Annotated in this window: 9 protein-coding genes, 3 tRNA genes and 3 pseudogenes; 3 read left to right on the top strand and 12 right to left on the bottom strand. The window is 61.9% G+C overall.

What is annotated here, in order from left to right; translation table 11 throughout:
* Positions 1 to 174: 174 nt before the first annotated feature.
* Positions 175 to 684, bottom strand: coding sequence for a hypothetical protein (locus RX331_RS38775; protein WP_410708190.1), 510 nt, complete (start codon positions 682 to 684; stop codon positions 175 to 177).
* A gap of 288 nt (positions 685 to 972) precedes the next feature.
* Positions 973 to 1,314 carry a hypothetical protein gene (locus tag RX331_RS13140; RefSeq protein ID WP_317256965.1) on the bottom strand — a complete coding sequence of 114 codons (342 nt, stop codon included), beginning with the start codon at positions 1,312 to 1,314 and terminating at the stop codon, positions 973 to 975.
* 371 nt (positions 1,315 to 1,685) lie between these two features.
* On the opposite strand from RX331_RS13140, the gene RX331_RS13135 reads away from it, so the two are divergent.
* The 3 genes from RX331_RS13135 to RX331_RS13125 all read left to right on the top strand — a co-directional run bounded on the left by RX331_RS13135 (position 1,686) and on the right by RX331_RS13125 (position 3,030).
* A complete protein-coding gene (locus RX331_RS13135) occupies positions 1,686 to 2,261 on the top strand; it encodes a DUF1993 domain-containing protein (RefSeq protein WP_317256964.1) in 576 nt (191 codons plus the stop codon).
* Positions 2,262 to 2,717: 456 nt separating this feature from the next.
* Positions 2,718 to 2,791: transfer RNA gene (locus tag RX331_RS13130), tRNA-Gly, on the top strand.
* 163 nt (positions 2,792 to 2,954) lie between these two features.
* A tRNA-Asn gene (locus RX331_RS13125) sits at positions 2,955 to 3,030 on the top strand.
* Between the two features lie 1,701 nt (positions 3,031 to 4,731).
* Here RX331_RS13125 and RX331_RS13120 read toward each other — a convergent pair.
* From RX331_RS13120 to RX331_RS13075, 10 genes and pseudogenes are all read right to left on the bottom strand, one after another.
* Positions 4,732 to 5,772, bottom strand: a pseudogene (locus tag RX331_RS13120) (transposase); the annotation flags it as partial.
* A gap of 511 nt (positions 5,773 to 6,283) precedes the next feature.
* A tRNA-Arg gene (locus tag RX331_RS13115) sits at positions 6,284 to 6,359 on the bottom strand.
* A 37-nt stretch (positions 6,360 to 6,396) separates the two neighbouring features.
* Positions 6,397 to 6,931 (bottom strand): annotated as a pseudogene (locus RX331_RS13110) (HNH endonuclease).
* A 28-nt stretch (positions 6,932 to 6,959) separates the two neighbouring features.
* Positions 6,960 to 8,654 carry an ABC transporter ATP-binding protein gene (gene nikE, locus RX331_RS13105; RefSeq protein WP_317256963.1) on the bottom strand — a complete coding sequence of 565 codons (1,695 nt, stop codon included), beginning with the start codon at positions 8,652 to 8,654 and terminating at the stop codon, positions 6,960 to 6,962.
* A complete protein-coding gene (locus RX331_RS13100; protein WP_317256962.1) occupies positions 8,651 to 9,499 on the bottom strand; it encodes an ABC transporter permease in 849 nt (282 codons plus the stop codon). Before RX331_RS13100 ends, nikE begins: the two co-directional genes overlap by 4 nt.
* Entirely contained in the window at positions 9,496 to 10,527 is a 1,032-nt protein-coding gene (locus tag RX331_RS13095; RefSeq protein WP_317256961.1) for an ABC transporter permease, read from the bottom strand. Before RX331_RS13095 ends, RX331_RS13100 begins: the two co-directional genes overlap by 4 nt.
* Before the next feature lie 12 nt (positions 10,528 to 10,539).
* Positions 10,540 to 12,156, bottom strand: a complete 1,617-nt coding sequence (locus RX331_RS13090; protein ID WP_317256960.1) for an ABC transporter substrate-binding protein — start codon at positions 12,154 to 12,156, stop codon at positions 10,540 to 10,542.
* A 163-nt stretch (positions 12,157 to 12,319) separates the two neighbouring features.
* A pseudogene (locus tag RX331_RS13085) lies at positions 12,320 to 13,702 on the bottom strand (NAD(P)-binding domain-containing protein); the annotation flags it as partial.
* The gene (locus RX331_RS13080) at positions 13,699 to 14,460 is read right to left on the bottom strand and encodes an SDR family oxidoreductase (protein WP_317256959.1); all 762 of its coding nucleotides are present in this window, start codon (positions 14,458 to 14,460) and stop codon (positions 13,699 to 13,701) included. The gene RX331_RS13080 and the pseudogene RX331_RS13085, both read right to left, overlap by 4 nt.
* Position 14,461: 1 nt before the next feature.
* On the bottom strand, positions 14,462 to 15,439 hold the full coding sequence (locus tag RX331_RS13075; RefSeq protein ID WP_317256958.1) for an NAD(P)-dependent oxidoreductase: 978 nt from the start codon (positions 15,437 to 15,439) through the stop codon (positions 14,462 to 14,464).
* Positions 15,440 to 15,445 lie beyond the last annotated feature (6 nt).

The raw sequence follows: 15,445 nt of genomic DNA, 5'->3' as shown, positions 1-15,445 counted from the left end.
CGACCGGACCACCACGATTCATCGGAGTGCCACTCGCGCCGCAGCTCGCGCGACCGCCCGCGGTCGCAACACCACGTCAGGCCTCACGACGCAACCGGCGGGATAATCCACGTATTGGCAATAAACTACAGCTCCCGCCGGAGGCGTGTTACTAATTTGAACGAGAGACTGACGCTATTGCGTCTTGATGGTCCCGTTCGCGTTGAAGTTGTTCTTTGGATCATACCCTGAGTCGCGGAGATTTTTGATATACTGGGTGCGGTCGCTGTCACTCACACCGCCAAACGCCGCGGTTGGGTAACCGCCGTAGTAGGCCGCCCTGGCGCCCCGAACATTCGCACCGTAGTAAGGACCACCTGCGTAGTAACCTGTGCCTGTTTGGTAGGGGGTGCCTCCCCATCCCCACATAGGTGAGGTGGCCGCGACCGCGCCAGCCGTGCCGATCGCGGCGGCCGTTCCGACCGCTGCGGCGCCTGCACCGGCTATACCGGCGCCGTAATCAGCCCGTCGGGTTTGCCGGCGCGCAACACCGGCAGCGCTCATGGGAGTTAGCGGGCGACCCACCCGCGCCTGAGCGCTCTCGATTGACAGCGAGATGCCGCCTTGCTCAGACCAACCGAAGGACAACACTGCCGCACACGTGAAGGCAGAAGCTGCAAGGACCGTCTTTCGGGCATGTTTCATGGGCTTTCTCCATTGTGCACAGAACATCAATGTTGCACGCGTGTCACCGCGCCTGCCCCAGATCGATTCTCCGCCTTTTTCGCGATAACATTGATAACGTTCATGTTACTGCAATGCTCGGATAGCGCTCTCCGCGCCCCACTTCCGCAACGGGTCAATCGCGTCGCCCTCTGTGGATAGGTAGCGGCCTGTCGATTTCCGCTATGCCCCGTTCGCGACCGAGGTTGTGCGGCGGCGCAATATGTCGCGAAAGGACACAAGCCGACATTGGCCGCCGGTACGCTTTGCTCAACCTGATCGGCAAGTCGTTGCGGGTTCAAATGCTGCTTTGCGCGATCGCACCTCAAGTTCTACGGCTTTACGGGCAGTCTCCCATGGTACCGCAAACGTGCCCGTCATCCTATCAATTGTAAGTTTGCCATCGAACTGAATGTCGCGCTTTTTACCTTCGTCCCAGTCAATCGAGACTGAAAAAGATAATTGGCCGGACCCTCGATCGTAGCTGGTGACTTTAGCGGCGACGGGCTGCTTCAGTGCGCCCTCAGACCAACTTAGCCTGATCACCGGGAAAAGCTTACCGTCCGAGACGATCGCAACATAGCCGCCGATGTCGCCGCTTTCCTGTTCCACGCAACTGTCAGTGTAATAGACGGTCTTGTCTGCAGATGCAGGAGAACAAGTCGCTCCCATAATTCCCAATGCGCTTGCAAACCAGCACACGTCGTGTTTGAGCCGTATTGGTAGCACAGTCGACCTCCTTACTTGTCGAACTACCACACGGACTGGGCTTCCGTCAGCGGGCGCTAGTGATGTGGATGTGTCGAAATGACCGATCCGGGTCACAAGCGGCGGTCCGGCCGCTCATCAGATCAGGTCCGGTTTTCCTCTGAGAGCGGCCTTTGCGGCCGCTCAGAGGCAGTTCGGCTAAGGGCCAAGAGGGTGCATCGGCGCGAGAGCCAACAGCTGGTGTTAAGTTGTCCGCTCCATGATACAATTTCACCATGGCACAGCTTGCGACATCACTCTACGACCTCAGCGTTCCGACCTTCCTGCAGACCGCAAGGGCCGTCGGAGGTTTTCTCGACCGCACGACCAAACATTGCGCCGAGACCGGGGCCGGCCTAGAAGAAGTTGTGGAGGCCCGCCTCTTCCCCGACATGGCACCTTTCCACTTCCAGATCGAAGCCCTGACGCATCATGCGGTATGGGGGATGGAGGCTGTGAAGACCTGCGTGTTCGCCCCACCGCCCCTGGTCGGCGCGATGCCGTTTGCAGACCTACGAACGATGGTCAGCCACGCAATAGTGGCGCTGGAAGCGTTCTCTCACGACGAGGTCAATAGTTGGTCCGGCAAGAATCTGGATATCGAAATCTATCAGCCGCTAGACCTGGACAATCCCACAACTTCGGGCTGGGTCCCGCGGACATTGGCCCTCACGGCAGAGACTTTCCTCCTCTCGTACTCACTACCCAACTTCTATTTCCATGCTGTGACCGCGTACAACATCCTGCGCACGCGGGGCGTGCCGCTGGGAAAATATCATTTCCAGGGACAGTTGCGCACCAGACCGGTCTAAGCCACCGGCACATGCACGCTAATGGAGGCGAGTAGTCGGCTAGCAGACCATGCATCTTGCCGACGGCACGCGCCCATAGATGCCCGCTCCGGGGTCAAAATCCGGAAGGCTCACATTGAGCGCAACTGGTCTGCTGCGCTCCCGGAAGCGGACTTCCGATCCGGTCATTCATAAGTGCGCCCTGGTCTCGGGCCAACCAGGGCAACGATCGCGCTAGGCCGGATGTACGCCGGCGCCGCCGGGGAGTTTGCAGCCTTTGCAGCAGACTTGGCACTCTTTGTCGCAGGCTGATCGGTTAGGTATCCATGTGGTCCCATAAGCCGCGTTGAGCCCGGTGCAACCCCGGGGCCTGCAACCAATCTGGGTAACGTCAAGTCTGGGGACTGAGCGGGCCTGTAAAGCCTGCGCCTTTGTGCCTGCCTGGTTCGATTCCAGGGTTAACCCACCACGTCAAATGCGGACGTAGCTGGAAGGTCGAGCACCTGAGTGCCACTCAGGAGATTCGGTTTCGATTACCGACGTCCGCGCCATCTCGCCCACTTAGCAAATCTGGTGATTGCACGCGCTTGAAGACCGCAGGAGGCCAGTTCAAATCTCGCGCTGGGCACCATTTCGGGGGCAGGCAGCGGGCTGCAGTTGATCCTTGCAAGATCGACGTCCGGAGTTCGACTCTTCGTTGCTCCACCATCTCATTCCCGTCGAGCCATCTCGGTGAGGGCGCTCCGCTGTTAACGGAGGAAGGCACGTTCGAATCGTGCGGCGGGAGCCAGTCCACCACTTCCGATCTCGGCGATTGGTCGAATGTCACCTTTTGGCGCATAGCGGACCGTTCAACGGGTTGAGGCCGATGCGTGCTATTGACCCAACTGAGACATTGGGCGACCCCCAAGATATCATATTGGACCGGTCCAAAGTCTTCCAATTATCGCAACGCACACGCGCCCGCCCCAATCGCCGCGCACAACAGAATGCCATGAGAGCACAAAAGCGGCGCCCCGCTTGTTGCAATTGAAGGACTAAGTGATTGCCAGGGTTGGAACCAAATGTGCCAGATCCTCTTGCCATAGCCTCTCTAACAGGGAGTGTGGAATGCTTACGGGCGATCGAGAGTCTTGGACGCTAACCGGTGCGCAATGCACAGCACTTGCGGAGAAATACAGGAGGCTGGCTAAAGCGCCTAATATTTCGGACGACCGATCGTATCTGCTGAGAAATGTTGCACGCAGTCTCATCGGCGTCGCGGGCCAGTTGGACAGGCTTGAAGCCATCAGCAGGCGTGAGGAAAGCAGTTGCAGCCGAGATCCTAAGCACCGCACCGCCTAGGTGACACAACGAGGCGCCAAATAGTTTAAGTTGCGAGAGCACAAGGCGAATTCGCCGTAATTTCCTCTTGAGCAGAACGCAAAGTTGCCTCTGCTACGTACTCGGTTCGTCCAGATTTATCCGCGACCGTTCCAGAGCGAAATCGCAGATGGAGACGGCCGATGGAATTACTTCGCGCCGAGAAAATCGTAGATGTGAAGGACGCGTCAAACCGGATGTGCCGCTGCGGCCAAAAGATGGAGCTTGTTCGAACAGTGTTCGAGATCAAGGATGGGAGGCTCACTCACCTGTTCGAATGTCGATGCGGGAACCGCGTCTGGGACGAATAAAACACGCAGCGCGTCTGATTATGGCAGCACTACCCAGGGTCTCGCAGTGGGCAAAACTCGTTATCGCGCGGGCCTTCAGAACTCCCGTCAGGGCCGCTTTTCACTAAACCCAGACGTCCAGGAACCAGCGCCTGAGACCGCTGGCGGCTCTGGATTGATCGCGGAGGTCCTCATACCGCGAGAGTAATGCGTAGAGCCGTCGCTGATACGGCCCAGCGGCGGCTTTCGCCTTTTTGACGTCCAACCGGAGGTTTTCAAAACGATACGCCGCCGGCTAGCAAATAAGCTGTCCTCGACGGCGCCCTGTCTCAGACTGGGCTCTGAAATCCCAGTCACCAAATCATGTGCAATGCCTGTGCCACACGCGCCTGCCATGGCGTGGTGGCGGGCGAAGCCGCGGCCCCGGCTATCGGCACCAGGGCCGCGAACCTACCTCCGCCTCAGCGTACTTTGGGGGCATCTGGAGGGGCGGAGGCCAGAGTCTATATTGGTCGATAAGCTTCGTTCCTAAGGCCCACCGGTTCACGCTGGCGGGCCTGTTGTTGCGCCAGATCAACAAAGGAACGCTGCTCTAGACGACACGCAATTCCTACGCCAGCAGGCTGGGATCGTTCCTCGGCATCAGTTTTGGCTTCAGGCGGAATCGGAGATCAGCGAGCGCAATCGGCAGTAATCTACTGCCTTAGTATTGGTAGTTCAGCACAGGGGCCGACGGGTAATCGGAATGATGTCTCCCTGTGGCCGATTCCGTTGAAAAAGGCCGGCAGTATTTAGTTGTAATAGCTCCGTCGCGACGTGGCCGAACTGCTCAACCGCCCCTATGCGAGCCTCGGCCTGGGCATCGGGATCAGCTTGGCCATCTTTCGAAGGTTCTGGGCGGTGGCTGCGAGGATGAACTCGTCACGCGCGCCGTTTGGACCTCGTAAACGCAAACGGTCGAGCTTGAGAATGCGCTTGAGGTGCGCGAACAACATCTCGCTTTTCTTGCGGAGCCGGCGCGAGGTGCCTCCCTCCCACGATCTCGCGATCTGGCGCGCCATGTCGCGAGCGCCCTCGTAGATCGAGCGCGGCACTCTCCGTGAAGCCTGCTTGGGGCAACACCGAGCCTTCAATGCGCATCGATCACAATCGCGCTTGCTGGCGAGGTAAAGCATGGTGGCACCATCATTCACCAACGTTCCGGTCGTGGTAAGAACTTTGCCACCAGGGCAACGATAGATGTCCCCGGCATGGTCATAGGTGAAGTCGTCGCGCGAGAAGATCCCATCTGTGCGGGCCGACTTATCGAAGACTGTAACGTGCGGCTCGATGCCGCGCTCATAGAGCAGCCAGGCGAGCATCTCGGCCGAGCCATAGCCGCTGTCACCGAGGAGCCGGCTCGGTTAGAGATCAAACCGCTCCAGCGAACGCTCGATCATGCGCTTAGCGGCCAATACCTCCGCCTGCCGAATTGCCGTCGTTGCCTCAACATCGACGATGATCGCGTTCTCGATGTCGATCAGGTAGTTCGTCGAATAGGCGAAAAACGCTTGGCCGACGTGCGCCCCCGTCCAGCGCGCCGCCGGGTCGGAGGGCGATACGAACTTCGGGGTAACCTCGGTCGCAGCTCCGAAAGCAGCATCATCGAGGACAGCCAGATACTCATCGATTGCTCGGCCGGCAGCCTCCGGCGGAAGTCCCTTATCGCCTTCGATCCCCTTCTGCCGATTGGCATCGGCCTTGATTAGGCTCGCATCGACTGCAAATCCTTCACCGCCGACCAGTCGTTCCTCGATGCAGCGCCGCAGCACGCTGTCGAACACGCGACGGAAGAGGTCGCTCTGCCGGAAGCGGCCATGCCTGTTCTTGGAGAATGTCGAGCGAGAACTCATACAACAAAGCAGCCTGTTCGACTTGCCGATGCCCCATCATGATCTTCAGTCCTGCCAATTAGACAGACTGAATCACTGCTATCCTTGAGTCGCAACTGCCGCCTTTTTCAACAAAATCGGCCCGTAACGGACATCCCGGCATGTTCGCCTTTGGGCCGCTACCAGCGTACAAGCGGGCCTCAAGCTCGCCGCCAGCTTTAGTCTAAATTGGCGGAGAGCCGAGGAGCTGAGCCTCACACCTTGCGTGCCATTGGTTTTCGAAGCCGTGCCGGCGCGCCTCTCCGGTTGACTCTCCAAGGTGGCGGACAGCGGAGGCCCTGATCCCCAGCGCCGAAGCGCCCACTCGATTTCCAATCGACCGGCAGCGCGCGGTTCACTGTCCGGATGGCGGAGTGACGGCGGGCTTGCACCGCAACGCCTCGCGGCGCCCATCTGCTTTCAAGGCAGCGCCGGCACGCTTGTCCGGTTCGTCATCCCTGCGCGTTCAGCGCATCTGATATGGCCACCACGACAGGAATCGAACCTGCATCCTCGACCTTCGGAGGGTCGTACTCATCCAGTTGAGCTACGTGGTGATGGTACGCCGGCGGTCGCAACTTGCCGCCGGCGCAGTTACTTCTCGAGCTCGACATCCCAGTACAGACGGTCGCGCCAGGTCTCGTGCAGAAAGTTCGGCGGGAACAGACGCTGGGCCGCCATCAGCTCGTGCTGCGTCGGCTCGAATGGCTTGCGCAGCCGCTTGAGGTGGAGGCGGTCCTTGCGCGTGTTGCAGGGGCTGCAGGCCGCCACGATGTTGGTCCACGACGTCTGGCCGCGCCCGCCCGCGGGACGACGTGGTCGAACGTCAATTCGCCGCGCAGATGCTGCTCGCCGCAATACTGGCAGCGGAAGCGATCGCGGAGAAAGAGTTGAACCGCGTGAAGGCGACCCGAAGCGGCGGCCGCACATACGCACGAAGTGCGATGACCGACGGCAGCCGCATCACGGCCGACGGGTAGCGGACAACCTGGTCATACTCGGCGACGACGACATGCGATCCCTTGACGACCGCCTTGACGGCGTCCTCCCAGCCAAACTGCGACAGCGGGAAGTAGCTGAGCGGCTGGAAGTCGGCGTTGAGGACAAGAGCCGGGTTGCCTGCGAACATTGCCCTCTCCTGCACAATTTGTGACAACTCAGCGCTCAAGCGCTGTCGATGATTTCAGGTCGCAAACGCAGCCCAACCCGGGCTCGATATGCGGTACGGCTTCGACCAGTTCGCGTGTGTAGGCGGTCTTCGGATTGTCGAACATTGCCCGGCTCTCGCCCTGCTCGACAATGCCGCCGTTTTGCAGAACGATGGTCCGATCGCACATCATGCGAACGACGTTGAGGTCGTGGCTGACAAAGAGGAAGGCCAGATTGTCCTCGCGCCGCAACCGGTCGAGCAGTTGCAGCACCACCGCCTGCACCGAAACATCGAGCGCCGCCGTCGGCTCGTCCAGCACCAGAAGGCGCGGCCGGCAAGCGATGGCGCGGGCGATTCCGACACGCGCCTTCTGGCCGCCCGAGAGTTGGTGTGGAAACCGCGTCAGTAGTTCGATCCCCAGCCCCACGCGCTGCGCGCACTCTTCCACCCGCTGCCGCAAGGCATCGCCCGGGCGCATGCCGCCAAGCCGCAGCAGCGGGTGCGCGATGCAGTCAAAGGCAGTGAAGCGCGGATTGAGACTGTCGTTCGGATCCTGGAAAACGATCTGGATGTCCTTGCGGAACGGCGAGCGATGGAAGTCGCGGGCCGGGATATGGCCGATCGACTGCCCCTCGAAGGCGATCTCGCCGTCGCTCGGATCGATCAGCCGGCAGATGATGCGCGACGTCGTGCTCTTGCCGGAGCCGGATTCGCCGACCAGGCCGACGCTCTCGCCGGCATTGATCGCCATCGAAAAGTCCGCCACTGCCGCAGCGCCCTGATCGAACCGTTTTGCGAGCTTGTGTACCTCCAGCAGCGGCGCCGCGCCCGGGGCGAGCTGTGGCTGCGATCCGGCCGGCATCGCCGCGTGCCGTCCCCTCTCCTCTTCCGGCACGAGGTCCGCTATCCGCGAGCTCGCCGTGGGCGAAGCCGCCACCAGACGCCTGGTGTAGGGGTGCTGCGGTGCGCGGAAGAGCGTCGTCGGCTCAGCTTCCTCGACCAGCCGGCCCTGCTCCATCACCACGACGCGGCGGCAGTAACGCGCGGCCAGACCGAGGTCATGGGTGATCAGGATCGTCGCCATGCCGCGCTCGGCCGCAATCCCGGTCAGAAGATCCATCACGACTTTCTGCGTCGTGACGTCGAGGCCGGTGGTCGGCTCGTCGGCGATCAGAAGTGCCGGATTGCAGGAAATCGCCATGGCGATCATCACGCGCTGGCACATGCCGCCGGAGAGCTCGTGCGGGTAAGCCGCCATCCGCTTCTCGGGATCGCGAATTTGCACGGCGCGCAAAAGCTCGAGCGCCTGCGCGCGCGCCTGATCGCGCGGCATTCGCTTGTGGGCCACGATCGCATCGGCGATCTGCTCGCCGACGGCGCGGATCGGATTGAGCGCGGCGCGCGGGTTCTGAAAGATCATCGCCATCGCTGCGCCGTGCAGGTGACGGAAATCGCCCGACGATATCCGCGTGATGTCCTGTCCGCGAAACCGGATGTTCCCTGCCGTGATGCGGCCGGCCTTATCGAGCAGCCGCGTGATCGCAAAGCCGGTGACTGACTTGCCCGAGCCGCTCTCGCCAACAAGGCCGAGCATCTCGCCCTCACCGAGCGACAGGGTGACACCGCGCACCGCCTCGACGAGGCCACGCCGTGTCGAGAAGGTGACGTGCAGGTCGCTCAATGCGAGCAGCGACTGGGTCATGTTCGCATGCGGGGGTCGAGAATATCGCGCACCCCGTCGCCCAGCAGGTTGAAGCACAGCACCGTCAGCATCAGCGCCAGGCCGGGAAAAGCGACCAGCCACCATTTGCCGGTGGAAATGAAGCGCGCGCCCTCCGCGACCATGATGCCCCATTCCGGCGTCGGAGGCTTGACGCCGAGACCAATAAAGGAAAGTCCGGCCGCATTGAGGATCGCCCAGCCGAGATTGAGCGAGATCTGCACCGCCATGGCCGGCAACACGTTCGGCAGCAGGAAGCGCAGCACGACCGAGAGGTGGCTGTCGCCGCAGGCGCGCGCCGCTTCCACCCAGCCGACATTGCGGCGGACATTCACCTCTGCCCGCGCAAAGCGGATGTAGAACGGCAGGTTGATGATGGCGGTCGCGATGACGATGTTCTCGACGCGGTTGCCGAGTGCGGCGACCATTGCCATGGCCAGCACGAACAGCGGAAAGGCCATCACGACATCGACGAAGCGGCCGACGCCGCGATCGAGCCGGCCGCCGACATAGCCGCAGATCGCGCCGATAACGGCGCCGATGGCAAAGGAGATGCCGACCGCGGAAATCGCAATGGCGAGATCGAGCCTGGCGGCGACGATGAGGCGGCTGAACACGTCGCGGCCGAGCTGGTCGGTGCCGGCGATATGCGCCGCGCTCGGCGGCATCAGGGCCTGCGACACGTTCGAGGCGATCGGATCATACGGCACGATCCACGGCCCAAAGATTGCGATCAGCGCGAGCAGGAAGACGCCGGTGGCGGCAATTGCGGTGAGCGGGTTGCCGCGCAAAATCCAGCCGGCATGGCGAAGCGTTGCTGAGGTCATCCGATGGTCACCCGTGGATCGGCGATGCCATAGAGGATATCCACCAGCAGATTGACGATCACGAACACGGTAGCCATCAGCAGCACAAAACCCTGCACCGGCGCATAATCGGAGGAAAGCAGCGCATCGAGCGCGTACGAAGCAACGCCGGGCCAGGAGAACACCTTCTCCACCAGGACGTTGGCGCCGAGCATGGTCGAGAACACGATGCCTGCGATGGTGATGACCGGCAGGATCGCGTTCCTTAGCGCATAGGTGACGACGACACGCCACCAGGGAAGACCGACGGAGCGCGCAGTGCGGACAAAATCGCTGCCCAGCGAGACCAGCATCGAAGCCCGCGTGATGCGTGCCAGCGGCGCCACCACGAATAGCGCCATGCTCAATGCCGGCAGGATCAGCTGCCTGAACGCGGCCCACCAGCCGTCGAAATCGCCGGCGAGCAGGAAATCGACCAGCAGGAAGCCGGTCTGCCGCGGCGGTAGCGATGCAAAGATATCGACCCGGCCGGTCGGATCGGGCGCGAGTCCGAGCAAGTAATAGAAGACGTAGATCAGTAGCAGACCGGAAACGAACGTCGGCACACAGACGCCGAGTGCGCAGAAGAACCGCACGCCGTGGTCGATGATCGAGCCCGGCCTCAGCGCCGCCAGCACGCCGAGCGGCACCGCCGTCAGCAGTGCGATCAGCAGCGCCGTCAAGGTGAGCTCGAGCGAGGCCGGCAGCCGCTCGCGGAGATCTTTCGTGACCAGTTGCCCGGTCATCATCGACCTGCCGAGATTGCCGCTGCCGACATCATAGAGATACAGCATCAGTTGTTCCGGCACCGGCTTGTTGAGGCCCATCTGCTTGCGGATGACCTCGATCTCCTCCTTGCCTGCATTCGGCCCGGAAGCGAAGAACACCGCCGGATCGCCCGGCAACACCCGCATCAAGAGGAAGGTGAACACGAGCACGCCAAAGAGCGCCGGCAGCGAGGACAGGAAGCGCCTGCCCGCCCGTATCACCGTTGCTCCAAGCGCCTGCATCTGCCTGACCGGTTACTTTCGATTGAGATCGCGATAATCGACCTGGCGGTGGAATTGGTAGGTGTAGCCGTCGACCGAAGATGCCATCACAGCATCCTGGCTAGGCTGCCAGAGCGGTATCTGCGGAATCTCGCTGAAGTGGATGGCGTTGAGCTTGACGCCGTCTTCCTCATACTTGGTGGCATCGGGCTCGAAACGGGCTTTCTGCGCGATCTCCACCAGTTCCGGATTGTTGATCGACGAGTAGTTCCAGCGCTGATTGCCGGTGTAGAAGTTGCGGTAGAAATAGTCGGTCGACGGCAGCCAGGCGACGATGCCCTCGGTGAAGAACGGAAGCTTCTTCTCATTGATCTGCGTCGACATCTGGGCGTCCGGGAGCTTCTGGATATCGACCTTGATGCCAATCTTGCCCAGCGACTCCTTCACCAGCGCCGCCATCGGCTCGGCTGTCGACGCCTGGCCGACATTGAAGCTGAACGTCGTCGAGAAGCCGTCAGGCATGCCTGCCGCCTTCAGGTATTCCTTGGCCTTTTCGAGATCGAGCTTCAGCGGCTGCGCAATCGGATAGGCGCCGCTCGTTGGCTTGCCATCCGCCCATGTCGCGCCGAACAGCGGCGAGCCGCGGCCGAACAGCGCCGCCTTGAACATGTCGTCGTAGGGCAGCGCAAAGGCGACGGCGCGGCGCACATTGACATTGTCGAACGGCGGGATCTGGTTGTTCATCGAGACGAAAGTGACGGCATTATACTGCGGCGTCGAGATCACCTTCAGCTTGCCCTTGGCTTCGAGCGACTGAACGTCGCTCGCCTGCAGATCGATGACGAGATCGGCATCGCCGCGCTCGACCAGATTGGCGCGCGTCGCCGGCTCCGGCACCGACTGCACGATAACGCGCTTGAAGAATGCCGACTTGTCCGCCGTACCGCGATTCCAGTCCGCGTTGCGCGACATGATCACCTGCTCGCCGGGCTTGAACGTCTCGATCTTGTAGGCGCCGCTGCCGGCGGTGTTCTCCTTCAGCCACGCCAATGCCCAGGGATCATCAGCCGTCGCATGCGCCTTGGCGACCTTGGAGTTGAAGATGATCGGATAGACGGTAGCGAGATTGGGCAAAGCCAGCTTGTCCGGCTTCGGCAGCGTCACCTCGATGGTCAGGGGATCGAGCACCTTGAACTGATCGGCCGATGTCATCGATCCCGTCAGGAGTTGCGCCTTGCCGAGAACCGGCGCCGTGACGACACGGTCAAGCGACCATTTCACGTCTTCCGCCGTCACCGGCGTGCCGTCCTGAAACTTGGCGTCCTTGCGTAGGCGAAACGTCATCTTCAACCCGTCCGGACTGACTTCGTACGTTTCGGCCAGCTCACCGGTGATCGTGCCGAGATCAAACACCCACTTGCCGTTGAGTTGTTTGCGGCCGAAGGAAACCAGCCGGTCGTAGGTGCTCAGACTGACCGCAAAGGCTTCGCGGGTCGAACCCGGAATGTTCGGATCGAGCGTATTCACTGATGCGCCGGTCACGTAGCGCAATGTTTCGGCGCGCGTCTGCGCCTGCACCGATCCAGCAGCCAGTGAGAACGCGATAAAGGCAGCCACCGGAAGCAGACGCCTGGACCCCAAAACGTTCATCGGACTTATTCCCTGTTTTGCCAAGTTTTCTGAGTGAGAACATCAACTTAAAGGCAAGGGATATGCCAAACAGACCCGCGAAAAGCATAAGCATAGTAGGTATGAGGCCCGCTTCCCAGCGCCTTCGACGAGACACGCTCACCGTTTCTCGCGCGCAGCCGGCGTCATATGCCTTGAATGAAGCCCAGTGCCGTTCGACGTCCGCGCGAAACAGGCCGCTTGTCAACCCATACACGAGCTTCGGCACGGCGGTGGTCATCGCATTGATCGACGAACCCGAAGCACCGAAGCTCATGGTGGAAGCGATTGCGAAGACATGGACATCCGCAATCCAGGGCGTTTGGCCGGCGACGCGCTCCATCAGTGCGTAGTCGTCAGCAAGATAGGGAAAACGGCCGAGGCGCGGGCTACGCTCGTCCGGCGGCGGCTGGTAGCGATCAGCCCAGGTCGCGATGTTGGCCGCGCAGTTTCGCAGTTCCGACCGGCCGGCAAAATTCATGTCGATCCCGGTGCCGCAAATTACAAAGTCGGCCGCGAACACGCCCCTCGGCGTCTGCAGTTCGACGCAGCCAGCCGTCTCCCTGGCGGCTTCGATCGGCGCGCCTTCTTCCAGGCGAAAATTGGCATGACGGGCACAGCGATCGTAGGTCGCCTGCGGAAACCCTTCCCGCATTTCCAGAACGGCGCGCATGAAGCGCCAGCGCCAGGCATCATCCAGATCGCAGAAATGCCGAAGGAAGCCACGGAACGTGAGCCAACGGTAGGGCTGGATCACCTGGATTTCCGCCCTGCGGCAGAACAGATCCACCGCTGCCGCACCTGTCTCCAGCGCGACAGCAGCATTATCAAAGGCCGAAGCGCCGGCGCCGATCACCGCAACCCGTTTGCCGCGCAAGCGCGCGAAGTCGATCGGTTGCGCTGCATGCGCGCAAAGCGATGACGGCAGATCGCGTAGCGGCTCCGGAACGGTCCAGTCGCCCATGCCTTCCTGTCCCGTCGCCAGCACGATCTTCCGCGCGAAGACAATCTCAACACCAGCATCGGTCTGCACCTTGGCCGCGAGCAGTCCATCGGACGCAGGCAAAATTTCGACGACCTCGCAACCATTGCGCACCGGCAGGTGCAGGACGCGCCTGAACCACAGCAGATATTCCGCCCAACGCTCGCGCGAAATCAGGTCGAGATCTTGCCAATCCGCCTCGCCGAAGCGTGCCTCGTGCCAAGACTGATAGGTAAGGCTCGGGATATCGATATCGGGCCCGGTAAAATGCTTCGGACTGCGCAGCGTCGGCATGCGGGCGTATGTGAGCCACGGCCCTTCCCAACCTTCCTTGCATTTGTCGAGCACGAGGATGTTGCTCACTCGCGAGCGCAGCAGGCCGAACGCGGTCGCGAGACCCGATTGCCCGCCGCCCACTACCAGCACGTCCAGCGCCGGTTTGCCGTCCGGCCCGAGCTTCGGCGCGAGCCACGCGGCGTCAGGATGCGCGATCTTGGCGAGATCGGTACGGATCTGGGCTTCGAGAGCGATTAGTGCGCTGTTCATGCCACGAGCCAACCGCCATCGACCACCATCACGGTTCCCGTCGTAAAGGACGAGGCATCACTGGCAAGATGGAGCGCGGCCTCGGCCACCTCCTCGGCTCTGCCAAATCGTTTCATGGCATGGCGGTTGCGCGAGGCTTCGCGCACCGGCTCGGGCTCGGCGTGACGGGCAAAGCTACGTTGCAGCATCGGCGTGTCGATGGCGCCTGGTGCGATCGCATTGACGCGGATGCCGTCGGCGGCGAAATCGAGCGCCATGGTTCTGCTAAGGCTGATGATCGCCCCCTTTGCGGCGACGTAGGCGCTGTTGCCCCTGCCGCCGGCGATCGCGAGTTGCGATGCCAGCGTGATGATCGAGCCGCCGCCCTGCCGCTGCATCTGCGGCACCGCCGCGCGTGACCAAAGCCAGGTGCCGCCGACATTGGTGCGGAACACCGCATCCCAATCGGCGGGATCGGTGGTCAGCACCGTACCGCCGCAGGAAAAGCCGGCAGCGGCCATCAGCACATCCAGCCGCCCGCCCCGCGCGATGACATCGGCCACGGTATCTTGCGCAAAATCAGCCTCGCCGACATCGCCGATGTGGAGCGATGCCTCGCCTTGGGCGCCCTCAATCACCGCCAGCGTCTCCTGCAAGCCCGCACGGTCGCGATCGACCAGCGCAACGAAGGCGCCCTCTTTCGCAAATAGCACCGCGCTGGCACGGCCAATACCGGAGCCTGCTCCGGTCACAACAGCAGTTCGTCCGGCCAACCTCATCTCAGGCTCCCTCTCCGTGCGCCGTCCACCAACGGCTGAGATCAGCGGCTGAGTCCACGCAGCCGAACCGCGCACGCCAGCCGAACTCTTCCGCCAGGCGGACGACCGACAGCGGTGCCCGGTCGGCTGGACTGTGCAGGTCGACCGTTGCCACCTCACCGGCACCGGCCAGCCGGCAAACAAATCCCGGATGCAGCGCGGCCAGTTCCTCGCCCCATTGCAACGCCGACCATTCAGCACCGGTTGAAATGTTATAGAGCCGATGCTTCGGCTTGGCGGCCTCGATCAGCAGCGTCACGGCTTCCGCGACATCCACGGCATGAATCCAGTCCCTGACGCCCGGACGTTGCAACACCGCCGCCCGGCCCTCCTGCATCGCGGCCAAAATCTGCGCCTGCGGGCTGGGCGTATCGCGCACGTCGTTGCTCCGCTCCCACGGGCCGAACACGGCACTCAGCCGCACGCTAATGATTTCCTGTTGCCAGAGACCCGCCAGCCGAGCAGCAATTTTCTCGGAAGCGAATTTGGTAATGGCATAGAGCGAAGCCGGATCGCAGGGCGTTTCTTCGTCGAGCAGCGCATTCCGGAATGCGCTGGCGCCATAGACCGCCGCGGACGACAGATTGATGATGCGTCCAACGCCGCTGGTTCGCGCCGCGATCAGGATCGGCGTCTGCGCCAGTAGGTTGACCCGTAAAATGGTCTCGGGATCACTCGCCTCCCGCGCCGGGCCGGCGGTGATCGCGGCTCCCAGAATGATGGCGTCATAGCCCGACGCGATTACAGCTTCCACGGCTTGATTATCGGTGACATCGCTCTGAATCGCCGTCAGCCGATTGCCGAAAACGGCGAAGTCGCTCCCTGCCTCGGGCGGCACGCCCGCCCGGTCGAACAATGTCACGGCATGACCGCGCGCCAGCAGCGCCGCGGCGATATTGAGCCCGACAAATCCGGTACCGCCGAAAACGAGGATTCTCATGGATGG

The organism is Bradyrhizobium sp. BWA-3-5 (genome assembly GCF_032917985.1).
Classification (GTDB): Bacteria; Pseudomonadota; Alphaproteobacteria; order Rhizobiales; family Xanthobacteraceae; genus Bradyrhizobium.
This window is presented reverse-complemented; position numbering and strand designations above follow the sequence as displayed.

Excerpts from the sequence above, each read along its gene's own strand:
- RX331_RS13135 (WP_317256964.1), top strand. The coding sequence starts at position 1,686 with ATGGCACAGCTTGCGACATCACTCTACGACCTCAGCGTTCCGACCTTC.
- RX331_RS13080 (WP_317256959.1), bottom strand. The coding sequence starts at position 14,460 with ATGAGGTTGGCCGGACGAACTGCTGTTGTGACCGGAGCAGGCTCCGGT.
- RX331_RS38775 (WP_410708190.1), bottom strand. The coding sequence starts at position 684 with ATGAAACATGCCCGAAAGACGGTCCTTGCAGCTTCTGCCTTCACGTGT.
- RX331_RS13100 (WP_317256962.1), bottom strand. The coding sequence starts at position 9,499 with ATGACCTCAGCAACGCTTCGCCATGCCGGCTGGATTTTGCGCGGCAAC.
- nikE (WP_317256963.1), bottom strand. The coding sequence starts at position 8,654 with ATGACCCAGTCGCTGCTCGCATTGAGCGACCTGCACGTCACCTTCTCG.
- RX331_RS13090 (WP_317256960.1), bottom strand. The coding sequence starts at position 12,156 with ATGAACGTTTTGGGGTCCAGGCGTCTGCTTCCGGTGGCTGCCTTTATC.
- RX331_RS13075 (WP_317256958.1), bottom strand. The coding sequence starts at position 15,439 with ATGAGAATCCTCGTTTTCGGCGGTACCGGATTTGTCGGGCTCAATATC.
- RX331_RS13095 (WP_317256961.1), bottom strand. The coding sequence starts at position 10,527 with ATGCAGGCGCTTGGAGCAACGGTGATACGGGCGGGCAGGCGCTTCCTG.